At 68.1% G+C, this 19,133-nt stretch carries 20 protein-coding genes; 6 read left to right on the top strand and 14 right to left on the bottom strand.

Going from position 1 to position 19,133, the window contains the following annotated elements; genetic code table 11:
• Positions 1–6: 6 nt before the first annotated feature.
• Together panB and panC are read left to right on the top strand one after the other, a co-directional pair.
• Positions 7–828 (top strand): 3-methyl-2-oxobutanoate hydroxymethyltransferase, encoded by an 822-nt coding sequence (gene panB, locus PIJ50_RS02235; RefSeq protein ID WP_271972311.1) that lies wholly within the window; start codon positions 7–9, stop codon positions 826–828.
• On the top strand, positions 825–1,652 hold the full coding sequence (panC, locus tag PIJ50_RS02230; RefSeq protein ID WP_271972309.1) for a pantoate--beta-alanine ligase: 828 nt from the start codon (positions 825–827) through the stop codon (positions 1,650–1,652). Before panB ends, panC begins: the two co-directional genes overlap by 4 nt.
• A 6-nt stretch (positions 1,653–1,658) precedes the next feature.
• Here the strand turns inward: panC and pheT are convergent, their stop codons facing one another.
• The 6 genes from pheT to pyk form a co-directional block, all read right to left on the bottom strand.
• Entirely contained in the window at positions 1,659–4,055 is a 2,397-nt protein-coding gene (gene pheT, locus PIJ50_RS02225; RefSeq protein ID WP_271972307.1) for a phenylalanine--tRNA ligase subunit beta, read from the bottom strand.
• A complete protein-coding gene (locus PIJ50_RS02220) occupies positions 4,052–4,522 on the bottom strand; it encodes a hypothetical protein (protein ID WP_271972305.1) in 471 nt (156 codons plus the stop codon). The genes pheT and PIJ50_RS02220 overlap by 4 nt, the downstream gene beginning before the upstream one ends.
• Positions 4,522–5,604, bottom strand: a complete 1,083-nt coding sequence (gene pheS / locus PIJ50_RS02215; protein WP_271972302.1) for a phenylalanine--tRNA ligase subunit alpha — start codon at positions 5,602–5,604, stop codon at positions 4,522–4,524. The genes PIJ50_RS02220 and pheS overlap by 1 nt, the downstream gene beginning before the upstream one ends.
• Positions 5,605–5,699: 95 nt before the next feature.
• Positions 5,700–6,062, bottom strand: a complete 363-nt coding sequence (gene rplT / locus PIJ50_RS02210; RefSeq protein ID WP_271972300.1) for a 50S ribosomal protein L20 — start codon at positions 6,060–6,062, stop codon at positions 5,700–5,702.
• Positions 6,063–6,073: 11 nt separating this feature from the next.
• A complete protein-coding gene (gene rpmI, locus PIJ50_RS02205) occupies positions 6,074–6,274 on the bottom strand; it encodes a 50S ribosomal protein L35 (RefSeq protein WP_045387658.1) in 201 nt (66 codons plus the stop codon).
• A 110-nt stretch (positions 6,275–6,384) separates the two neighbouring features.
• Entirely contained in the window at positions 6,385–7,830 is a 1,446-nt protein-coding gene (gene pyk / locus PIJ50_RS02200) for a pyruvate kinase (protein ID WP_271972296.1), read from the bottom strand.
• 129 nt (positions 7,831–7,959) lie between these two features.
• On the opposite strand from pyk, the gene PIJ50_RS02195 reads away from it, so the two are divergent.
• Positions 7,960–8,712, top strand: coding sequence for an N-formylglutamate amidohydrolase (locus PIJ50_RS02195; RefSeq protein WP_271972294.1), 753 nt, complete (start codon positions 7,960–7,962; stop codon positions 8,710–8,712).
• A gap of 52 nt (positions 8,713–8,764) precedes the next feature.
• Complete coding sequence (locus tag PIJ50_RS02190) at positions 8,765–8,941, top strand: hypothetical protein (RefSeq protein WP_271972292.1); 177 nt, start codon at positions 8,765–8,767, stop codon at positions 8,939–8,941.
• Here the strand turns inward: PIJ50_RS02190 and PIJ50_RS02185 are convergent.
• The 3 genes from PIJ50_RS02185 to dgcN all read right to left on the bottom strand — a co-directional run bounded on the left by PIJ50_RS02185 (position 8,938) and on the right by dgcN (position 11,908).
• Positions 8,938–9,798 carry a D-amino-acid transaminase gene (locus PIJ50_RS02185; protein ID WP_271972290.1) on the bottom strand — a complete coding sequence of 287 codons (861 nt, stop codon included), beginning with the start codon at positions 9,796–9,798 and terminating at the stop codon, positions 8,938–8,940. The two genes, PIJ50_RS02190 and PIJ50_RS02185, sit on opposite strands and share 4 nt — an antisense overlap.
• 3 nt (positions 9,799–9,801) lie before the next feature.
• Positions 9,802–10,764, bottom strand: coding sequence for an N-acetyl-D-Glu racemase DgcA (gene dgcA, locus PIJ50_RS02180; protein ID WP_271972288.1), 963 nt, complete (start codon positions 10,762–10,764; stop codon positions 9,802–9,804).
• Positions 10,765–10,906: 142 nt separating this feature from the next.
• Positions 10,907–11,908, bottom strand: a complete 1,002-nt coding sequence (gene dgcN, locus PIJ50_RS02175) for an N-acetyltransferase DgcN (RefSeq protein ID WP_271972286.1) — start codon at positions 11,906–11,908, stop codon at positions 10,907–10,909.
• 428 nt (positions 11,909–12,336) lie between these two features.
• On the opposite strand from dgcN, the gene PIJ50_RS02170 reads away from it, so the two are divergent.
• A complete protein-coding gene (locus PIJ50_RS02170) occupies positions 12,337–13,296 on the top strand; it encodes an acetyl-CoA carboxylase carboxyltransferase subunit alpha (RefSeq protein ID WP_271972284.1) in 960 nt (319 codons plus the stop codon).
• A gap of 3 nt (positions 13,297–13,299) precedes the next feature.
• Here the strand turns inward: PIJ50_RS02170 and PIJ50_RS02165 are convergent, their stop codons facing one another.
• The 4 genes from PIJ50_RS02165 to PIJ50_RS02150 are packed head-to-tail and all read right to left on the bottom strand — an operon-like array spanning position 13,300 to position 16,163.
• The gene (locus tag PIJ50_RS02165; RefSeq protein ID WP_271972282.1) at positions 13,300–13,905 is read right to left on the bottom strand and encodes a pyridoxamine 5'-phosphate oxidase family protein; all 606 of its coding nucleotides are present in this window, start codon (positions 13,903–13,905) and stop codon (positions 13,300–13,302) included.
• On the bottom strand, positions 13,883–14,593 hold the full coding sequence (locus PIJ50_RS02160; protein ID WP_271972280.1) for a lysophospholipid acyltransferase family protein: 711 nt from the start codon (positions 14,591–14,593) through the stop codon (positions 13,883–13,885). The genes PIJ50_RS02165 and PIJ50_RS02160 overlap by 23 nt, the downstream gene beginning before the upstream one ends.
• On the bottom strand, positions 14,590–15,492 hold the full coding sequence (locus PIJ50_RS02155; RefSeq protein ID WP_271972931.1) for a cell division protein FtsX: 903 nt from the start codon (positions 15,490–15,492) through the stop codon (positions 14,590–14,592). Before PIJ50_RS02155 ends, PIJ50_RS02160 begins: the two co-directional genes overlap by 4 nt.
• Positions 15,492–16,163 carry a cell division ATP-binding protein FtsE gene (locus PIJ50_RS02150; protein ID WP_271972278.1) on the bottom strand — a complete coding sequence of 224 codons (672 nt, stop codon included), beginning with the start codon at positions 16,161–16,163 and terminating at the stop codon, positions 15,492–15,494. Before PIJ50_RS02150 ends, PIJ50_RS02155 begins: the two co-directional genes overlap by 1 nt.
• Positions 16,164–16,249: 86 nt before the next feature.
• On the opposite strand from PIJ50_RS02150, the gene PIJ50_RS02145 reads away from it, so the two are divergent.
• The gene (locus PIJ50_RS02145) at positions 16,250–16,723 is read left to right on the top strand and encodes a zinc-ribbon domain-containing protein (RefSeq protein WP_271972277.1); all 474 of its coding nucleotides are present in this window, start codon (positions 16,250–16,252) and stop codon (positions 16,721–16,723) included.
• Here PIJ50_RS02145 and PIJ50_RS02140 read toward each other — a convergent pair.
• On the bottom strand, positions 16,720–19,122 hold the full coding sequence (locus tag PIJ50_RS02140; RefSeq protein ID WP_271972276.1) for a DUF4175 domain-containing protein: 2,403 nt from the start codon (positions 19,120–19,122) through the stop codon (positions 16,720–16,722). The genes PIJ50_RS02145 and PIJ50_RS02140 overlap by 4 nt on opposite strands.
• Positions 19,123–19,133: the final 11 nt, after the last annotated feature.

The raw sequence follows: 19,133 nt of genomic DNA, 5'->3' as shown, positions 1-19,133 counted from the left end.
GGCCACATGAGCGCGAATGTCCAGATCCGGAGCCTGACGGCGTCCGACATCCGGGGCCGCAAGGGTGGCGAGCCCATCGCCTGCCTGACCGCCTACACAACGCCCATGGCGAAACTGGTGGACGCGCATTGCGATGTGGCGCTGGTGGGTGACAGTCTGGGCATGGTGCTGCACGGGCTGCCCTCTACCCTTGGCGTCACGATGGAGATGATGATCCTGCACGGGCAGGCGGTGATGCGCGGGTTGTCCCGCGCCCTGTGCGTGATCGACCTTCCCTTTGGCAGCTACGAGGGTAGCCCCGAGCAGGCCTTCCGCAACGCCGCCCGCCTGTTGCGTGAAACCGGTGCCGCGGCAGTGAAGCTGGAGGGCGGCGTCCCCATGGCCGAAACGGTGGCCTTCCTGACCGCGCGCGGCGTGCCGGTGATGGGTCATGTGGGCCTGACCCCGCAGGCGGTGAACACGCTGGGCGGCTACAAGGTGCAGGGGCGCGACGCGGATGGCGACCGGGTTCTGGCCGACACCGTGGCCGTGGCCGAAGCGGGGGCCTTCGCCGTGGTTCTGGAAAAGATCCCGCAAGGTCTGGCGCGGCGCATCACCGACGCCGTGGCCGTGCCGACGATCGGCATCGGGGCGGGCGCCGACTGCGACGGGCAGATCCTGGTGGTGGACGACATGCTGGGCCTGTTCGCCGATTTCCGTCCCAAATTCGTGAAGCGTTTCGCCCATCTGGCGGGTGAGGCCGATCAGGCCATCGCCGCCTATGCCGCCGAAGTGCGCGCGCGGACCTTCCCGGCCGCCGAACATTCCTTTGCGGACAGCGCGAAATGATCGTCCGGACGGTGGCGGAGCTGCGGGCGCAAGTGGCGGCGTGGAAGGCGGACGGGGCCGTGGTCGGGCTGGTTCCCACCATGGGCGCGCTGCATGACGGGCATCTGAGTCTCGTGGAACGGGCGCGGGCCGAATGCGGCCGCGTGATCGTGTCGATCTTCGTGAACCCCAAGCAGTTCAACAACCCCGAGGATCTGGCCAAGTATCCGCGGGACGAGGCGCGGGATCTGGCCCTGCTGGAGGGTGTGGACGCCGTGTTCCTGCCTTCGGTGGAGGAGATGTATCCCGCAGGCTTCGCCTCCACCGTGCATGTGGAGCGGCTGGGCGACCGGCTGGAAGGCACGCACCGGCCGGGGCATTTCGACGGCATGGCGACGGTGGTGACAAAGCTGTTCACCATGTCGCAGGCCGATGTCGCGTTCTTTGGCGAAAAGGACTGGCAGCAGCTTCAGATCGTGCGCCGCTTCGTGACGGACCTGAACCTGCCCATCCGCATCGAAGGCTGCCCGACGCTGCGCGAGGCGGATGGCCTTGCCATGTCCTCGCGCAACCGCCGTCTGGGGGCGCAGGCACGTGCCGCGGCGGTGGCGATGCACGACGCGCTCCAAGGGGCCGCACGGGCGGTTCGGCGGGGCGAAGGGGCCGACATGGCCCTGCGCGTCGGGGTGGAGGCCCTGCACGTCGCGGGCTTTGCCACGGTCGACTACCTGGAACTGTGCGACGCCGAAACCTTGGAGCCGGTCGGAACCCTGTCCCGTCCGGCCCGTCTTCTTGTGGCGGCCAGCATCGACGGCGTGCGTCTGATCGACAACATCGCCGTCTGAGAGGCCTCAGGCGCGCAGGGTCGCGCCCGTGGCCTTTGTCACCTTTTCGATGATCCTGGCGCTGACCGCTTCGATGTCCTTGTCGGTCAGCGTCTTCTCGGTCGGTTGCAGGCGCACGGTCAGGGCGATGGACTTCTTGCCCGGCCCCATCTGCGCCTCGGCCTTGTCGCCGGTGAACTGGTCGAACACGCGCACGCTGTCGATCAGGGCCTTGTCGGCCCCGGCGGCGGCGTTCACCAGCGTCAGCGCCTCGGTCCGGGCGTCCACCACGAAGGCGAAGTCGCGGTCCACCGCCTGCAGGTCCGACAGCTTCAGCGCGGGACGCGTGGGCGTCTTCACCTTGGGCTGCGGGATGGCGGCCACATGGATCGTGAAGGCCAGCGCCGGCCCCTTGACGTCCATGGCCTGCAGGATGCGGGGATGCACCTCTCCGAACGTGGCAAGGGCATTGGGGCCAAGGCCGATCACACCCGAACGGCCGGGATGCCACCAGCTGCCCACCTTGCGGGTGATCTGCACCTTGGCGGGCGCGCCAAGGGCAGCCAGCACCGCCTCGGCATCCGCCTTGGCGTCGAACACGTCCACCGGGCGGCGCGAGGCGAAGGGATCGCGCGCGGCCGAGGCACCGACCAGAAGGCCGGTGGCGTGCAGCACCTGTTCGCCCGGTTCGCCGCCGGTGAAGGCGGGCCCGACCTCGAACAGTGCCAGATCCGTGAAGCCGCGCGCCTGATTGCGGGCTGCGGCGCGCAGCAGGCCCGGCAGCAGGTCCGGCCGCAGATGCGTCATCTCGGAGCTGATGGGGTTTTCCACCCGCACCGCGTCCGCACCCCCTCCGAACAGCGCCGCATCGCCGGCATTGATGAAGCTGTAGGTCACGCATTCGTTGTAGCCGAGCGAGGCCAGCGTCCGCCGCGCCATCTTTTCGCGCTGTTGCAGCGGGGTCAGGATCGGCAGCGGCACGCCCGGCGCGGTGCGGGGCAGGGGCTTGCCCTCCAGCTTGGTCAGCGAGGCGACGCGGGCGATCTCCTCGACCAGATCCGCCTCTCCCAGAACATCGGGGCGCCAGGAGGGGACGTGCGCCATGTCGCCGTCCAGCCGGAAGCCGAGGGCTTCGAGCGTGGCGCGCTGCTGGTCGGCCGGGATGTCCATGCCCACCAGCGACACGACGCGGTCAGTGTCCAGACGGTAGGCGCGGGCGGTGTCGGGCACGCTTCCCGCGACCTGCACCTCCGACGCCTCCCCCCCGCACAGGTCAAGGATCAGGCGCGTGGCCAGCTCCATCCCGTCCACCGTGAAGGCGGGGTCGATGCCGCGTTCAAAGCGATAGCGCGCGTCCGAATTGATCTTCAGCGCGCGGCCCGTGGTGGCCGTGGTGATCGGGTCGAAATAGGCGGCTTCCAGATAAACGTCGGTGGTCGCGTCGTCGCAGCCCGACACCTCGCCGCCCATGATGCCGCCAAGGGATTCGACGCCGTTATCGTCGGCGATCACCACCATGCCGGGACGCAGGGCATAGGTCTTGCCGTCCAGCGCCAGCAGTTCCTCGCCCTCCCGCGCCTCGCGCACCACCAGATCGCCCCGCACCTTGGCCGCGTCAAAGACGTGCAGCGGGCGGTTCAGGTCGAAGGTGAAAAGGTTCGTGATGTCCACGAGCGCCGAGATCGGCCGCAGCCCGATCGCCTTCAGCCGCTGTTGCAGCCAAGCGGGGGAGGGGCCGTTCGTCACGCCGCGGATCACCCGACCGGCAAAGAGCGGGCAGGCCGGCGTTTCCAGACGCAGCGCGATCGGGTTGGGGAAGGCACCCGGCACGGGTTCGACCGTCAGAGGCTTCAGCGTGCCAAGGCCGCGGGCCGCCAGGTCGCGCGCGATGCCGCGGACGCCCAAGGCGTCGGGGCGGTTCGGCGTGATCTTGATGTGGATCATCGGATCGACCGTGCCCGGACGGTGCGCGGCCAGCCAGTCGACGAACCGCTCTCCGACCTCGCCCGTGGGCAGTTCGATGATGCCGTCATGCTCTTCCGACAGCTCCAGCTCCCGCTCGGACGCCATCATGCCGTGGGATTCGACGCCGCGGATCTTGCCCACGCCCAGCGTGATGTCGATGCCGGGGACATAGTCGCCGGGCTTGCAAAGGACAACCGTGATGCCTTCACGCGCGTTCGGGGCGCCGCAGACGATCTGCTTTTCGCCCTCGTCCGTCAGGACACGGCAGACACGCAGGCGGTCCGCATCGGGATGCTGTTCGGCGTGCAGGACCTTGGCCAGCGTGAAGGTTTGGAGCTTCGACGCGGGGTCGGTGATGCCTTCCACCTCCAGCCCCAGATCGGTGAGGGCATAGGCGATGTCGTCAAGGCTCGCCTGCGTGTCGAGATGGGTCTTGAGCCAGGATAGGGTGAATCTCATTGTATTTTCCTTTTAGCCTGCTCAAGAGCATCTACAGGTAAACGTGTCTTTCCGCGGTGTCCGAAGGCTGACCAAGCTAGTCCATCACGTCTCATCTCTAGGATGACATCGTTGTGGGCCACCGATGCAGATTTGAAGGACGTGTGCAGCGGAGCAGTGTTAGGCGAGATGGCAGCATCAGCGGCGGCGAACTTCTCAAGATAGATGCTGACCGCTATGACTACACTTGGAGCGGCATAGAGCAGCATTGTCTGATAAGCGTCTTGGAAGTTCTTCATTCGCTTTAGGCGTTCTGGATCATCTTCGAGCAGGTAGACGTCGTTGGGAACTGGGCAACTTACGAGAAACTTCTCATAAACTCGGCGTTTGTCTGCTAAAATGGCTTCAGATTGACTGAAGACTCGGCCGGCGACAAACGAGATCGCCGAGATGCTTAGCCCGCCAATCGCTCCAAGCGTCCAAAGCATTACCGGCTCAACCCGCCCGCCAGATCCGGCATGTCAAGCGCGGCAAAGCCGTAATGGCGCAGCCAGCGCAGGTCGGATTCGAAGAAGGCGCGCAGGTCGGGGATGCCGTATTTCAGCATGGCGATCCGGTCGATCCCCATGCCAAAGGCGAAGCCCTGCCACTCGGTCGGGTCCACGCCCGCCGCCTGCAGCACCTTCGGATGCACCATGCCGGAGCCGAGGATTTCCATCCAGCTGTCCCCCTCACCGATCTTCAGCTGGCCGTCCTTCCACGAACAGCGGATGTCGACCTCGGCCGAGGGTTCGGTGAAGGGGAAGTGCGAGGCGCGGAAACGCAATTCGACCGAAGGCACCTCGAAGAAGGCGCGGCAGAACTCCTCCAGCACCCATTTCAGGTTCGCCATGGAGATGTTGCGGTCGATGGCGAGGCCTTCGACTTGGTGGAACATCGGCGTGTGGGTCTGGTCCATGTCCATGCGGTAGACGCGGCCCGGCGCGATCACGCGGATGGGCGCGCCGTTCGCTTCCAGCGCGCGGATCTGCACGGGGGAGGTGTGGGTGCGCAGCACGTGGGGCGGGCGGGCATCCCCTTCGGCGCGGTGCATGAAGAAGGTGTCATGCTCCTGCCGGGCGGGATGCTCGGGCGGGATGTTCAGGGCGTCGAAGTTGTACCAGTCGGATTCGACCTGCGGACCTTCGGCCACGGAAAAGCCCATGTCGGCGAAAATCGCGGTCAGTTCGTCCATGACCTGGCTGACGGGGTGGATGGTGCCGGTGCGGCGCGGGCGGCCAGGCAGCGTCACGTCCAGCCATTCGGAGGCGAGGCGCTGTTCCAGCGCGACATCGGCCAGACCGGCCTTGCGCGCGCGCAAGGCGGCGTCGATCTCGTCCTTCAGGATGTTCAGGGCGGCGCCGGTGGTCTGCCGCTCCTCGGGCGTCATCTTGCCCAGCTCGCGCATCTTCAGGCTGATCTCGCCCTTCTTGCCAAGGGCGGCAAGGCGAAGCTCCTCCACCGCAGCCTCATCCCCGGCATCCTTGATGCGGTTGAGGTATGTGTCGCGAAGCGTGTCGATCCCGTCCATGCCGGCCTCCTTGGTCCGGCCTTGGATTAGCCGTAGGGGCGCTTGGTGGCAAGGCAGGCAATGAAAAACCCCGCCGAAGCGGGGTTTGTCGAAGATCAGACGAGCGCTTTTTTCGCCTGGGCCGCGATGGCGTTGAACGCCTCGGGCTCGCGCACGGCGAGATCCGCCAGAACCTTGCGGTCCACTTCGATCCCGGCCAGGGCCAGACCGTTGATGAAGCGCGAATAGGTCATCTCGGCGTCGAACAGACGGACGGCCGCGTTGATGCGCTGGATCCACAGGGCGCGGAAGGTGCGCTTGCGGGTCTTGCGGTCGCGGGTCGCGTACTGGTTGGCCTTGTCGACGGCCTGGGTCGCGGTGCGGAAGTTCGTCGAACGGGCGGCGTAGTAGCCTTTGGCCGCCTTGATGACTTTACGGTGACGGGCGTGCGTGACAACGCCGGATTTGACGCGGGACATCTACGCTCTCCTTACCGGTTGTAGGGCATGTATTTCTTGACGATCTTCTCGTCCGAGGCGCACAGGATCATCGTTCCCGTGACGTCGCGGATGAATTTCGTCGAGCGTTTGATCATGCCGTGGCGCTTGCCGGCGGGGCCAGCCTTCACCTTGCCGGAAGCCGTGAAGCTGAAACGCTTCTTCGCGGCCGATTTGGTCTTCATCTTGGGCATTTTCATCTCCTCTTGCGAGTTGTGAACGTGCGCCACGGCAATGCCACGTCGGCCGGGCGCACGGGTATCAGGGGGCGGCGTATAGGTGGAAAACGCCGCCCCCGCAAGCCTCATTCGCTTTCGGCGCTGACGATCAGGCGCTCGTCGCAGGGGGCCACGCGCAGGATGTTCGTGGTGCCCGCGCGGTTGAAGGGCACGCCGGCCATGACGACGATGGATTCGTCGATCGTCGCGAAGCCGTCGTCGCGCGCGGCCTTGGCGGCGGCGAGGACCGCGCCCTTGAAGCGGTGCTGCACGTCGGTGATCGCGCTGTGCGTGCCCCAGGTCAGCGTCATGCGGCGCGCGGTGGACATCAGGGGCGTCAGGGCCATGATCGGCACGCGGGGGCGTTCGCGCGCCACCAGCGACACGGTGGTGCCGGTCTGGCTGAAGCAGCAGATCGCCTTGATCGGCGTGCTTTCCGCGATCTCGCGCGAGGCTGCGACGATGGCGTCCGCCACGGTCGAGCGTTTCGCGCGGCGGCTGGCCTCGATCACCTCTCGGTAGGTGCGGTCGCTTTCAACCGAGATGGCGACGTTGTTCATCGTCGTCACCGCCTCGATCGGATAGCTGCCGGCGGCCGATTCGGCCGACAGCATCACCGCGTCCGCGCCCTCGTAGATCGCGCCGGACACGTCCGACACCTCGGCCCGGGTGGGGATGGGCGAATCGATCATGGATTCCAGCATCTGCGTGGCCACGATCACCGGCTTGGCCGCCGCGCGGGCGCCGCGCACCAGACGCTTCTGGATCGGCGGCACGGCGTGCACGGGCAGTTCCACGCCCAGATCGCCGCGCGCGACCATGATGCCGTCGGACACCTCAAGGATGGCGTCATAGGCGTTGACCGCCGCCGGCTTCTCGATCTTGGACAGGATGGCGGCGCGGCCCTTTGCCAGTTCGCGCGCCTCGATCACGTCCTCGGGGCGCTGCACGAACGACAGGGCCAGCCAGTCGCAGCCCAGTTCGCACACGAACTCCAGATCGCGGCGGTCCTTGTCGGACAGGGCCGCCACCGGCAGCACCACGTCCGGCACGTTCACGCCCTTGCGGTTGGAGATGGTGCCCCCGACCTCCACCACGCAATCGGCGAAATCGGGACCGCAGTCGCGCACGCGCAGGCGGATCTTGCCGTCGTTCACCAGAAGCGAGGTTCCCGGCTCCAGCGCCGCGAAAATCTCGGGGTGGGGCAGGTTCACGCGGACGGCGTCGCCCGGCACGTCCGACAGGTCCATGCGGAACGGCGTGCCGACGGCCAGTTCCTCGGCCCCGTTGGCGAACACGCCCACGCGCAGTTTCGGCCCCTGGAGGTCGGCCAGGATGCCGATGGGGCGGCCGGTGTCCGTCTCGATCCGGCGGATGATCTCGTGCCGGGCGCGGATGTCGTCATGGGTGCCATGGCTCATGTTCAGGCGGAACACGTCGGCTCCGGCCTCGAACAGGGCGCGGATCACCTCGTAGCTGCTGGAGGCAGGGCCCAGGGTGGCCACGATCTTGACGTTGCGAAGGCGTCTCATTCAATTCTCCCATTCCTCGACGAACGTTGTGCCCGCATTCGTGTTAGCGCACAACATCCGTCGGCTGGCATCTGTCGCGTCCCCGGGCCATATAGGCCGAAGTGCAAGGAAATGCGACAAGGAGTGGCCGTGACCCCCTTCACCATCCATGGCGAATCCCGGGATGCCCGAATCCTGATCACCTGCGACCACGCGACGAACCGCGTGCCGCCCGATGTGAACGGCGGCGATCTGGGCGTGGCGCCGGCCGACATGGAACGCCACATCGCCTTTGACGTCGGGGCGGCGGGGCTGTCGGTCGCGCTGGCGGACCGTCTGGGCGCCACGGCGATCCTGTCCGACTTCTCGCGCCTCGTGATCGACCCGAATAGGGGGGAGGACGATCCGACGCTGGTGATGCGGCTTTACGACGGCACCATCATCCCCGCGAACCGCCACGTCGACGCGGCCGAGGTGGAGCGGCGGCTGGATACCCTTCACCGTCCCTATCACGCCGCGCTGGCGCGGCTGGCGGCGCGGCGGGACGACACGGTGATTGTGGCGATGCACAGCTTCACCCCCTGCCTGAAGGGGCGGCCGCCGCGGCCCTGGCAGGTGGGGGTGCTGCATTCGCATCTGGACAGCCGCCTGTCCCGTGCCCTGATCGATCGCCTGCGGGCGGAACCGGACCTGTGCGTCGGCGACAACGAACCCTATGACGGGCATCTTCCGGGCGACGCCATCGACCGCCACGCCCTGCAGGCCGGTCGCCACAACACGCTGATCGAGTTGCGCAACGACCTGATCCGGACCGAGGCGGATCAGGCGCGCTGGGCGGACCGTCTGGCCCCGATCCTGGAACGGGCGGTGGCGGATGTCGCCGATCACGCAACGGCGTTTTGACGTGAAGGGCAGGCGGCGCCAGTTTCGGATCATCGAAGCGGAGGGATCCGAGATGATGCGATTTCTGGCCGCCGTGATCTGCCTGGGCCTGGGTGGCCCCGCAATGGCCGAGATGCCGTCCGACGGCCCCCGGCTGGAGCGTGAGGCCCCGCGCATGGAACGCACGCGCGAGGATGTGGCCGACCTGTGGCTGCGCGAAAGCGCGCCACGGCCGACCGCGGGCCGTTAGATGGCGGCCTTCTTGCCTTCGGCGATGTAAAGCTCGCGCAGGCGCTGGGCGACGGGGCCGGGCGCGCCGGTGCCCACGGCCTTGCCGTCCACTTCCACCACCGGCGTGATGAAGGTCGAGGCGCCGGTGACGAAGGCCTCGTCCGCGTTCTGCGCTTCCTCGATGGTGAAGGCGCGCTCCTCGATCTCGTACTGTGTCTCGGCCGCGTATTTCAGCAGCGTGGCGCGGGTGATGCCGTGCAGGATGTCGTTGGACAGGGGCCGCGTGATGATGCGGTTGCCCTTCACGATGTAGGCGTTCGACGACGAGCCTTCCGTCACCATGCCGTCCTTGACGAAGAACGCGTCCTCGCAGCCGGCCTTCTTTGCGGCCATCTTGGCCATGGACGGCCACAGAAGCTGCACGGTCTTGATGTCGCGGCGGCCCCAGCGCAGGTCATCGAACGAGATGACCTTGATGCCCTTCTGCGAGGCGGGGGTCGTTTCCAGATCCGGCACAGACTGGGTGAACAGCACGACCGTGCCGGGCACGGACGCGTCGGGGAAGACGAAGGAGCGGTCCCCGGCGTTCCCGCGCGAGATCTGGAGGTAGATCAGCCCGTTTTCGATCCCGTTGCGGATCACCAGCTGGCGGTGCACTTCCAGCAGATCCTCCGCCGACACCGGGTTCGTCATCTCCAGTTCGGACAGCGAACGGGCCAGGCGCGCCTCATGGCCCGCATAATCCAGAAGCTTGCCGCCGAGGACGCTCGTCACCTCGTACACCGCGTCGCCCATCAGGAAGCCGCGGTCGAAGATGGAAACCGTGGCTTCGGTTTCCGGCAGGTAGTCGCCGTTCACATAGACGGTGCGTGTCATGGTTTATCCCCAGAGAGTGGCTTCGGACGGGTGTACGCCGGCCTCGTCGAAGCGCAGCGGGTGTTCGCGGTCTTCGGCCAGAAGCAGGGGGCCGTCAAGATCGGTGAACTGCGCACCTTGGGCCACCAGCAGCGCCGGGGCCATGGCAAGGCTGGTGCCGACCATGCAGCCGACCATCAGGCCGTAGCCTTCGGCCAGCGCCGCACGCTTCAGTTCCAACGCCTCGGTCAACCCGCCGGTCTTGTCCAGCTTGATGTTGATCACGTCGTACTTGCCCTTGAGGTGGGGCAGGCTGGCGCGGTCGTGGCAGGATTCGTCGGCGCAGACGGGCAGGGGGCGGGCAATCTCGGCCAGCATGTCGTCGGCGGAGGCGGGGAGCGGCTGTTCGACCATCGCCACGCCCAGACGCAGAAGGTGGGGGGCAAGGTCGGAATAGACCTCCGCCGTCCAGCCCTCGTTCGCGTCCACGATGATCTTCGTCTTCGGCGCGCCCGCACGAACGGCCTCAAGCCGGGGCATGTCGTCAGGGGTGCCCAGCTTGATCTTCAGGAGCGGACGGTGCGCGTTCTTTGCCGCCGCCGCCCGCATGTTCTCGGGCGTGTCGAGCGACAGGGTGTAGGCCGTGATCTCCGGCCGAGGGGCGGGCAGGCCGGCCAGTTCCCAGACGCGCTTGCCCGTGGCCTTGGCCTCCAAATCCCACAGGGCGCAATCGACGGCGTTGCGGGCGGCGCCGGCGGGCAACAGGCCCTGCAACTGCGCCCGCGTCACGTTTTCCGGCACGGTGGCGATCTGGTCGGCCACGCTGTCCAGCGTTTCGTCATAGCGGGCATAGGGCAGGCATTCGCCCCAGCCGGTGATGCCACCGCGCGTGATCCTGACGGTGATGACGCGCGTTTCGGTGCGCGAACCGCGGCTGATGGTGAAGACCTGCGCCAGCTTGAAGGTCTCGGCCAGAACGTCGATCATGCCGACCTCCTTTGGAAAAGGGGCGGGGGCCCCGAGGGTGCTGAGGGCCTTGGGACAGGCCGCGGGATCTTGTTCGGGCCAAGGCGGCCCGCACGGGGGCGGACGTCCCGACCGGAAGGGCCGGGACGTCCGCGCAAGGGTTTCAGATCGCGTCCAGCGCGTCCACCAGCTTGCCCGCGCCAAAGCGGAAGGGGTCGGTGGCGGGCAGGCCCAGATCGGCTTCGACCTTCGAAAGGTAGGCCTTCGCGTCGGCCTCTCTCATGTGCTGGGTGTTGATCGAATAGCCCACGACCTTGCAATCGGGGTTTGCCACCTTGGCAAGCGCCAGCGCCATGTCGCGCACGGCCTCAAGGCTGGGCAGCTTGTAGTCCGGCAGGCCGCGCATATGGTCGCGCGTGGGTTCGTGGCACACCACCAGCGCGTCGGGCTGCCCGCCATGCACCAAGGCCAGCGTCACCCCCGAATAGGACACGTGGAAGAGCGAGCCTTGCCCTTCGATCAGGTCCCAGTGATCGGCGTCGTTGTCCGGCGTCAGGTATTCGACGGACCCCGCCATGAAGTCCGCGATCACCGCGTCGAGCGGCACGCCGTTCCCGGTGATCAGGATCCCGGTCTGGCCCGTGGCGCGGAAATCAGCCTTCATGCCGCGGGCGCGCATTTCCTTTTCCACGCACAGCGCGGTGTACATCTTCCCGATCGAACAATCGGTGCCCACGGCCAGCATCCGCTTGCCGGTCCGCTTCTTGCCGTTGGCGATGGGATACTGCACCGACGGCACGCGCACGTCATGCAGCTGGCGGCCGTTGGCCGATGCCGCGGCGACCAGATCCGCCTCGTCCCGCAAAAGGTTGTGCAGGCCCGATGCGATGTCGAGGCCCTTTTCCAGAGCCTCCACCAGCACCTTCTTCCACGAGGCGCTGATGACGCCGCCGCGGTTGGCCACACCGATCACCAGCGTCTTGACGCCGGCGGCCACCGCCTCGTCGATCGTCATGTCGGTCAGGCCCATGTCGGCCTTGCAGCCGTCCATGCGGAACTGGCCCTTGGCGTATTCCGGGCGCCAGTCCTTGATTCCCTGCGCGACCTTGGCGGCAAGGGCGTCGGGCGCATCGCCCAGGAACAGCAGGTAGGGAGTCTCGATCATCGGGGCGAATCCTTTGCGGGTTTCGGCCAGACTAGGATGACGTTGCGGAAATCGGATTTCAAAATCCGCGAAGTGCGGACAATGAAGCGGAAGATTCTTCGATAGATAAGCACATAAGCGGGATATTGTCCGATCCATATTCAAAACTGCGCAAGGTTGTATGGCCAGGTAAGTTGCCCGCTGCGTTACCCTTCTTTGTAAACTTTTGTTGACAGACTGCCTGAATCGCGGTCACTCTCTCGTTATGGCTGATCGTTTGATTGGCCGCACAGATACCCGGCCGCCGATGCGGGGAGGCTTTGGCGGCATAAAGGGGAGGATGGCACGCCCTGGGGGAAACCCTAGGGCGTTGTCGTTTCCGGCGCCGCGGTTGCATCAGCCGTGCGACACGGGCATATAACCCGCAACATCCATCAGGGACCCATGCAATGCAGTATCTGGAATTCGAAAAGCCGCTTTCCGAGATCGAGGGCAAGGCCGAGGAACTTCGTGCCATGGCCCGCCAGAACGACACGATGGATGTGGAGAAAGAGGCCGTCGCGCTGGACCGCAAGGCCGAAACGATGCTGCGCGACCTCTACAAGGGGCTGACCGCCTGGCAGAAGACGCAGGTGGCGCGTCACCCCGAACGGCCGCATTGCAAGGATTATATCGAGGCGCTGTTCACCGAATACACCCCGCTGGCGGGCGACCGGAACTTTGCCGACGACCACGCCGTCATGGGCGGGATCGCGCGCTTCCACGACCAGCCGGTGGTGGTGATCGGGCATGAAAAGGGCCACGACACCAAGTCCCGGATCGAACGGAACTTCGGCATGGCGCGCCCCGAAGGGTATCGCAAGGCGATCCGCCTGATGGACATGGCCGACCGCTTCGGCCTGCCGGTCATCACCCTGATCGACACGCCCGGCGCCTATCCCGGCAAGGGCGCGGAAGAGCGTGGCCAGTCCGAGGCCATCGCCCGGTCGACCATGAAATGCCTGGAAATCGGGGTGCCGGTGCTGGCCACCGTGATCGGCGAGGGCGGATCGGGCGGGGCCGTGGCCTTCGCCGCCGGCAACCGCGTCGCGATGCTGGAACATTCGGTGTATTCCGTGATCTCTCCCGAAGGGTGCGCGTCGATCCTGTGGAAGGACGCCGAGAAGATGCGCGAGGCCGCCGACGCCCTGCGCCTGACCGCGCAGGACCTGCAGAAGCTGGGCGTGATCGACCGCATCATCCAGGAACCGCTGGGCGGCGCGCAGCGCGGACGGGCCGAGACGATCGACGCCGTGGGCAAGGCCATCGCCACCATGCTGAAGGAACTGGCCGGTCAGGACGCCAAGACGCTGGTCAAGGACCGCCGCCAGAAGTTCCTGAACATGGGCAGCAAAAGCCTCGCCGCCTGAGGACTACCACATGGTGCGGGCGGCGCGGGCCGCCCATTCGCGGTCATAGGTCTGGCCGTCGAAGGTTCCGCCCGTCACCTCGCGCAGCATGTCGCCCACGGTGGGCAGGCCTTCGGCGTCCGGGCCGCGCGACCACAGGCCCGACCGCAGCAGCGCCCGCGCGCATTGGCTGTAGACTTCCCCTACCCGGAACAGGATGACGCTGCGGGGCAGCAACTCGCCCCGCGCGAAGCTGGCGCGCAGGGCGTCATCCGCCGTCAGCTTCGCCGTCGCGTTCACCCGCATCGCGTTGTTGGACCCGTGCACCAGAAACATCAGGCTGCACCGCCCGTCCCGCACGATGTTGCGCAGCGAATCAATGCGGTCGTTGCCCTTCCAGTCCGGCATCGCCATCGTCCGTTCGTCCAGGATCCGCACCACCGGGCCATCGTCGCCGCGCGGGCTGCCATCCGTTCCTTCGGGCCCCACGGTGGTCAGCACGCAGAAGCGGCTGCGCTGGATGAAGGCCGCGTAGGCCGGCGTCAGGTGATCCGTCACCTTGGTGCGGGCGGCCTCGCCCGGTCGGCCGTAGAGGGCGTGAAGGTCGTCAAGCGTGGCGATGGGGGTCATGGTCGGCGTCCAGAAGGGCGGAGGAGGAGGCTTCGATCCGGGCCTGAAGCTCGGCGAGGAAGGATTCGGGGGGAAGGCCGGGGGGGATGGGGTCCAGAAACTCCACCACCGTGAGGCCGGGATGGCGGCGCAGGCCCAGAGGCCAGAACCGACCGGCATTGGTGGCGACGGGCACGCAGGGCTGGTCCAGATGGGCGTAAAGCGCGGCCACGCCTTGGCGGTAGGGCACCGTCCGGCCCACCGGCACGCGGGTGCCCTGCGGGTAGATGACGATCTGGCCGCCGGGATTGCGGCCCACGGCCCCGACCATGCGGGCGGTGCCTTCGCCCTTCCGGCCGGGTTCCACCGGGATGCAGCCCAGACGGCGGACATACCAGCCGAAGACGGGCAGGCGCAGCAGCTGCGCCTTCAGGATGAAGCGGGGCCGGGGCAGGGCCGCGAAGATCAGGATCACGTCTAGGAACGACTGGTGCTTGGCCGCCACCAGCACAGGGCCTTCGGGCGGGGCGCCCCGCACCTCGGTCCGCAGGCCGATCATCCAGCGCGCGGTCCAGCGCACCCAGCGGCACCACAGCTTGCAGGCGCGCAGGGCGCCATCGCGCGACACCAGCGCCGCCGGCAGGAAGATCAGCCCCAGCACCCCCATCGCCACATACATCTGCACCGCGAAGAGGAGGGAGCGGATCATGGCATCTCTGCCAGCTTGCGGAAGGCGGCCGCGCGGGTGGCGGCAAAGGCCACGGCCCCGCACAGGGGCGGCAGCAGCCAGGGCAGCAGCCAGCCCGCCCCTGTGAACCCGAGGCCGGTCAGGAACCCTTCCGCCGCCTGCGCCGAGGGGGTGAGCCAGATCGCCACCAGCGCCACCAGCACGCCCGTGGCCGATCCGCCCAGCGTGCGCAGCGTGAAGCGCCGCACGAAGGCCCGGGCGATATAGCCGTCCTGCGCCCCGATCTGGCGCAGCACCCGCAGCACCGGCGCGTTCGCCGCCAGCGAGGCGTTCGCCGCCAGCGTGATGACCGCCCCCGTGGTGGCAAGGATCAGGATCAGCGACCCCCAGCCCAGCAGGCGCAAGCGGCTGGCCGCCGCCGCAAGGGGCTGCCGCCAGCGGGCGTGGTCGTCCAAGGTGGCGCCCGGCGCCTCGGCCGCAAGGCGCTGGCGCAGGCCTTCGGGGTCGTAGCCGTCGCCCCCTTCCGTGATCTCCACCAGCTTGGGGATGGGCAGGGTGTCCAGCGGCAGGTCGGCGCCGAACCAGGGGGCCAGCAGGGCGCGCTCCTCCTCGTCCGACAGGGGGCGGGCGTCGGCGATGCCGGGGGTCGATTGCAGGACCGCCATCACGGCGTCGACCTGGGCCTGCACCTGCGCCGCCTCGGCCGAGATGCGGATGGTGGAGGTGCGGGCCAGCGCGTCCGACCAGCGGTCGGCCAGCCGCCCCGCGGCCAGCGACAGGGCCAGCGCGAAGACGGCCAGAAAGGCCATCACGCCGGCGCTGAAGATGGTCAGCCACGCGCCCGTGCCCGTGGGGGGCACCAGCCGCTCGGCGCCAGGATCGGGGCGGGTCAGGTCGCGCAGGACGGAACCGAGGGATATCACAGGTCCGCCCCCGCCAGTTCCAGACGTCCGGCCCGGATGCGCAGCACGCGCGCGTTGACCTGCGTCTTGGCGGCCCGGATCAGGTGCAGGTCATGGGTGGCGATCAGGATGGTCTTGCCCATGCGGTTCAGCTCCACCAGCAGGGTCAGAAGGCGCAGGGACATGTCCCAGTCGAGGTTGCCCGTGGGTTCGTCCGCCAGCAGAAGGTCAGGAGACATGATGATGGCGCGGGCCAGCGCCGCCCGCTGGCGTTCGCCGCCCGACAGCTGCGGGGGCAGGGCGCCCGCGTGGCGCGTCAGGCCCACCCAGTGCAGCAGGTCCGACAGGTCCTGCGGATCGGCCTCGCGGCCTGTCACGCTCAGCGGCAGGGTCACGTTGGTGGCCACGGGCAGATGGTCGAGGAAGCGGCAGTCCTGCTCCACCATGCCCACGCGGCGGCGCATCCGTGCCAGCCCGTCGCGGTTCACGCCGCGGATGTCGCGGTCGAACAGCGTGACGGTGCCTTGCGTCGCCAGCAGTTCCCCATGGCACAGCTTCAGGAAGGTGGATTTCCCCGCCCCCGAAGGTCCGGTCAGGAAATGGAAGGACCCGGGCTGCAGGGCCAGCGTGACGCCGGACAGCAGTTCCGCCCCTCCGTAGCTGTAGGCGACATTGTCGAAGGCGATCACCCTGTTCCCCTGTTGCGATGCGACGGCTCCGGCCTTGGATAGCATTCCCGTCATTGCTACAACACCCGAAAGCGAAGGGAAAAACGATGCGGCTTGGCTGTCCGGGATGCGGCGCACAATACGAGGTGGGGGCGGACGCCATTCCCGGGGCCGGGCGCGAGGTGACCTGTTCCGCCTGCGGCCACCGCTGGTTCCAGGACCGGCCCCCGGCGGCCAAGCCCCTTGAGCTTGTCCGTCCCCTTGCGCGGCCGGTGCAGCCGCCGCCCGCGCCTGCGGATTTCCGCGCCTTCCTGCGCGAGGAGGCCGAGCGCGAGACGGCGCAGCGTCGCCGCGACGGCGTGCCTCCGCCGACGGCCCCGGCACCGGCGCGCCGGCGCCGCGGGTTCCTGACAGGGGTTCTTCTGGCGATCGTCCCGCTGGGCTTGCTGGCCGCGCTTTACGTCACCGCCCCGAGGCTGGAGCGGGAGGTGCCTGCGCTCGCGGTGCCGCTGGACCGCTATGCCGATCACGTGGACGCCCTGCGCCTGCAGGTCCATGACTGGCTGCGGCAGGTGCGCTAGAAGAAATCCAGAAGCCGGCGCAGGTAGTCGCGCTCCTCGGCGGGGCGCTGCTGTTCGCCCGCGCGGCGGCGGATCTCGCCCAGAAGTTCCTCGGCGCGCTGGCGGGCCTGATCCTCGCCGTTCAGGAGGTTGCGGTCCGACCCGATCCGCGCCGAATCCCCCGGCGGGCGGCCCAGCGGATCGCGGCCCTCGCCTTCGTTCCGGCCCTGCTGGTCGGAGGGGTCGCCCCCCTGCGGTTCGCCCTGTTCCCGGGCCAGCGCCTCGTTCATCTGGCGCATCCCGTCGCGCAGGGCCTCCATCGCTTCGGCCTGACGGTCCAGCGCGCCGGACATGTCACCGTCGCGCAGGGCGCGTTCGGCTTCCTCCATCGCGCGGCCGGCGCGATCGATCTGCCGCTGGCCTTCCTGCCCCGGTTCCGTGCCCTCTCCCGGAAGCTCGCCCAGCTGCCCTAGGCGTTCGCGCAACTCCCGCTGACGATCCGCCAGACCCTGAACGTCGGGCTGACCTTCCTGCAACCCCTGGAAGCCTTCGTCCGACAGGTCCTGCTGGTCGCGCAGCGTGTCCTGCAACTGGCGCATCGACGGCGGGCCGGAGCCTTGGCCCCCTTCGCCCTCGGTCACCTGAAGGTTGTCCATCATCTGGCGCAGCTGGTCCATCAGGGCCTGCGCCTCGGCCATGCGGCCCTGCTGCATCAGCGACTGGATCTGGTCCATCATCTGCTGCAACTGGTCGCCGGTCAGTTCTTGGCCTTCGCCCTGCGCCTGCTGCTGGTCGGGGTTGCGCCGGGCGTTCTCGGCCAGTTCGCGGATGTAGTCGTCAGTCGCCTCGCGCAGCTCCTGCATCAGGCTCTCGATCTCGGCCGGGTCGGCGCCGTCGCGCATCGCCTGGCTCAGCCGGTCCTGCGCGCGCTGCATCCGTTCGCGGGCGGAATTCGCGTCACCCTCCTCGATCAGAAGGGCGATGGCCCAAAGCTCCTCCGCGATCCGGTCCCGCATTTCCACCGACAGGTCCGTGCCCGCGGCCGCAAGGTCGCGCATCACGGCCCGCAGGCGCAGGAAGACGCGGTCGTTGCGGAAAAGGCCCTCAGGCCGGTGGGTGATGGCGCGCAGCACCTGGTCCACACGGGGGGCGTTGCCGCGCGACCACAGAAGATCGCGCCGCATCTCCACCAGCGCTGCCGCCAGCGGGTCGAAGAAGCGCTTGCCGGGCAGGGTCGTGTGGACTGGCTCCGCCGTTCCCGTCTGGCCTGCGGCGTCGGTCGCACTCAGCCGGATGGTGACGGGAAGATTTGCGAAGGGATGCTGCGACAGGTCCTGCACCAGCACGTCGGAGAATTCCGTCCGCTGGCCGGTGACGGGCAGGGGAAGGTCGATGCGGATGGGATCGCGCGGCTCCGGCTCGGCCGCCAGCCCATAGCGGCGCTCGATGGCGGGCAGGTCCAGCGCGATCTCGGCCTGTCCGCCGGTGACACCGTAATCGTCGGCGGCCTGGAAGGGCAGGCGCATCTTGCCGTCGGCCTCGCGCGTCAGATCGCCGGTGCCGGACACCGTGGGGGGCGTGTCGGGGGTGGCCGTAACGGGCCATTCGCGCCCACCGTCGCCGGAAACGGTCAGGACTCCGGACTGCCGGATCTCGAACTCCTGCTGCGGGGCCGACGCCGTGGCGGCTTCCGTGCGGGCCGAGACGGTTTCCGCCACGGTCAGATCGCCCACCCCCCCGTAAAGGCGCAAAAGGACGCGGCTGCCCACCGGCACGGTGATTGGTCCGTTCAGGTCGTTCAGATACAGGGCGGGCTTGCCGGTATGGGCGGGGGGCTGGATCCAGCCTTCCCACATCGGCCCCGTGGCCGCCACCGAACCGCCCGGAAGCCCCGCCACGGTGGCCACCCGCCAGACCGATCCGAACAGCAGCGCCACGACCAGCGCCGTCAGCGCGACGTAGCGCAGCGCGAAGGGATCGCGGCGGGCCAAGTCGGGGTTCGGGGCCACAGGGCGCGCGCCCTCGGCCCGTTGGGCCATGCGGCGGCGATGCGCTTCCCACACGGCGGCGGAGGCGGGGTCGGTGCTGCCGACGGCCTGCGTGTCGGTCAGCGAGGCGATGGGCTGGCCGGGAAGGGAGGCGTCCAGACGGGCCACCGCCTCGGCCCGGCGGGGGATGCGGAAACGGCGCAGGCCGCGGACCAGCAGCGCAAGCCCGCCCACCACGATGACGACCATCCAGCCCCAGACCACCTCCAGCGGCAGGCGGTCCTGCACGCCGAAGGCCAAGGTGGCGAAGGTGATGAGGGCAATCGTCCACAGCGGCCAGAAGGACCGTGAAAGCCGCTCGGCCCAAAGGCCCGCCAGGGTCAGCCGGATCGGCCACCGCAGCCGGCGGAGGGTCGCATCAATGTCGGACATCCCACCTGCCT

Source organism: Falsirhodobacter sp. 20TX0035 (assembly GCF_028307215.1).
GTDB lineage: Bacteria > Pseudomonadota > Alphaproteobacteria > Rhodobacterales > Rhodobacteraceae > Falsirhodobacter.
The sequence above is the reverse complement of the archived record's forward strand: the minus strand, read 5'-3'. Positions and strand labels throughout refer to the sequence as shown.

Excerpts from the sequence above, each read along its gene's own strand:
- panC (WP_271972309.1), top strand. The coding sequence starts at position 825 with ATGATCGTCCGGACGGTGGCGGAGCTGCGGGCGCAAGTGGCGGCGTGG.
- PIJ50_RS02170 (WP_271972284.1), top strand. The coding sequence starts at position 12,337 with ATGCAGTATCTGGAATTCGAAAAGCCGCTTTCCGAGATCGAGGGCAAG.
- dgcN (WP_271972286.1), bottom strand. The coding sequence starts at position 11,908 with ATGATCGAGACTCCCTACCTGCTGTTCCTGGGCGATGCGCCCGACGCC.
- PIJ50_RS02145 (WP_271972277.1), top strand. The coding sequence starts at position 16,250 with ATGCGGCTTGGCTGTCCGGGATGCGGCGCACAATACGAGGTGGGGGCG.
- pyk (WP_271972296.1), bottom strand. The coding sequence starts at position 7,830 with ATGAGACGCCTTCGCAACGTCAAGATCGTGGCCACCCTGGGCCCTGCC.
- panB (WP_271972311.1), top strand. The coding sequence starts at position 7 with ATGAGCGCGAATGTCCAGATCCGGAGCCTGACGGCGTCCGACATCCGG.
- PIJ50_RS02190 (WP_271972292.1), top strand. The coding sequence starts at position 8,765 with ATGATGCGATTTCTGGCCGCCGTGATCTGCCTGGGCCTGGGTGGCCCC.
- pheT (WP_271972307.1), bottom strand. The coding sequence starts at position 4,055 with ATGAGATTCACCCTATCCTGGCTCAAGACCCATCTCGACACGCAGGCG.
- pheS (WP_271972302.1), bottom strand. The coding sequence starts at position 5,604 with ATGGACGGGATCGACACGCTTCGCGACACATACCTCAACCGCATCAAG.
- PIJ50_RS02185 (WP_271972290.1), bottom strand. The coding sequence starts at position 9,798 with ATGACACGCACCGTCTATGTGAACGGCGACTACCTGCCGGAAACCGAA.
- PIJ50_RS02165 (WP_271972282.1), bottom strand. The coding sequence starts at position 13,905 with ATGACCCCCATCGCCACGCTTGACGACCTTCACGCCCTCTACGGCCGA.
- rplT (WP_271972300.1), bottom strand. The coding sequence starts at position 6,062 with ATGTCCCGCGTCAAATCCGGCGTTGTCACGCACGCCCGTCACCGTAAA.
- PIJ50_RS02160 (WP_271972280.1), bottom strand. The coding sequence starts at position 14,593 with ATGATCCGCTCCCTCCTCTTCGCGGTGCAGATGTATGTGGCGATGGGG.
- PIJ50_RS02140 (WP_271972276.1), bottom strand. The coding sequence starts at position 19,122 with ATGTCCGACATTGATGCGACCCTCCGCCGGCTGCGGTGGCCGATCCGG.
- PIJ50_RS02220 (WP_271972305.1), bottom strand. The coding sequence starts at position 4,522 with ATGCTTTGGACGCTTGGAGCGATTGGCGGGCTAAGCATCTCGGCGATC.
- rpmI (WP_045387658.1), bottom strand. The coding sequence starts at position 6,274 with ATGCCCAAGATGAAGACCAAATCGGCCGCGAAGAAGCGTTTCAGCTTC.
- dgcA (WP_271972288.1), bottom strand. The coding sequence starts at position 10,764 with ATGATCGACGTTCTGGCCGAGACCTTCAAGCTGGCGCAGGTCTTCACC.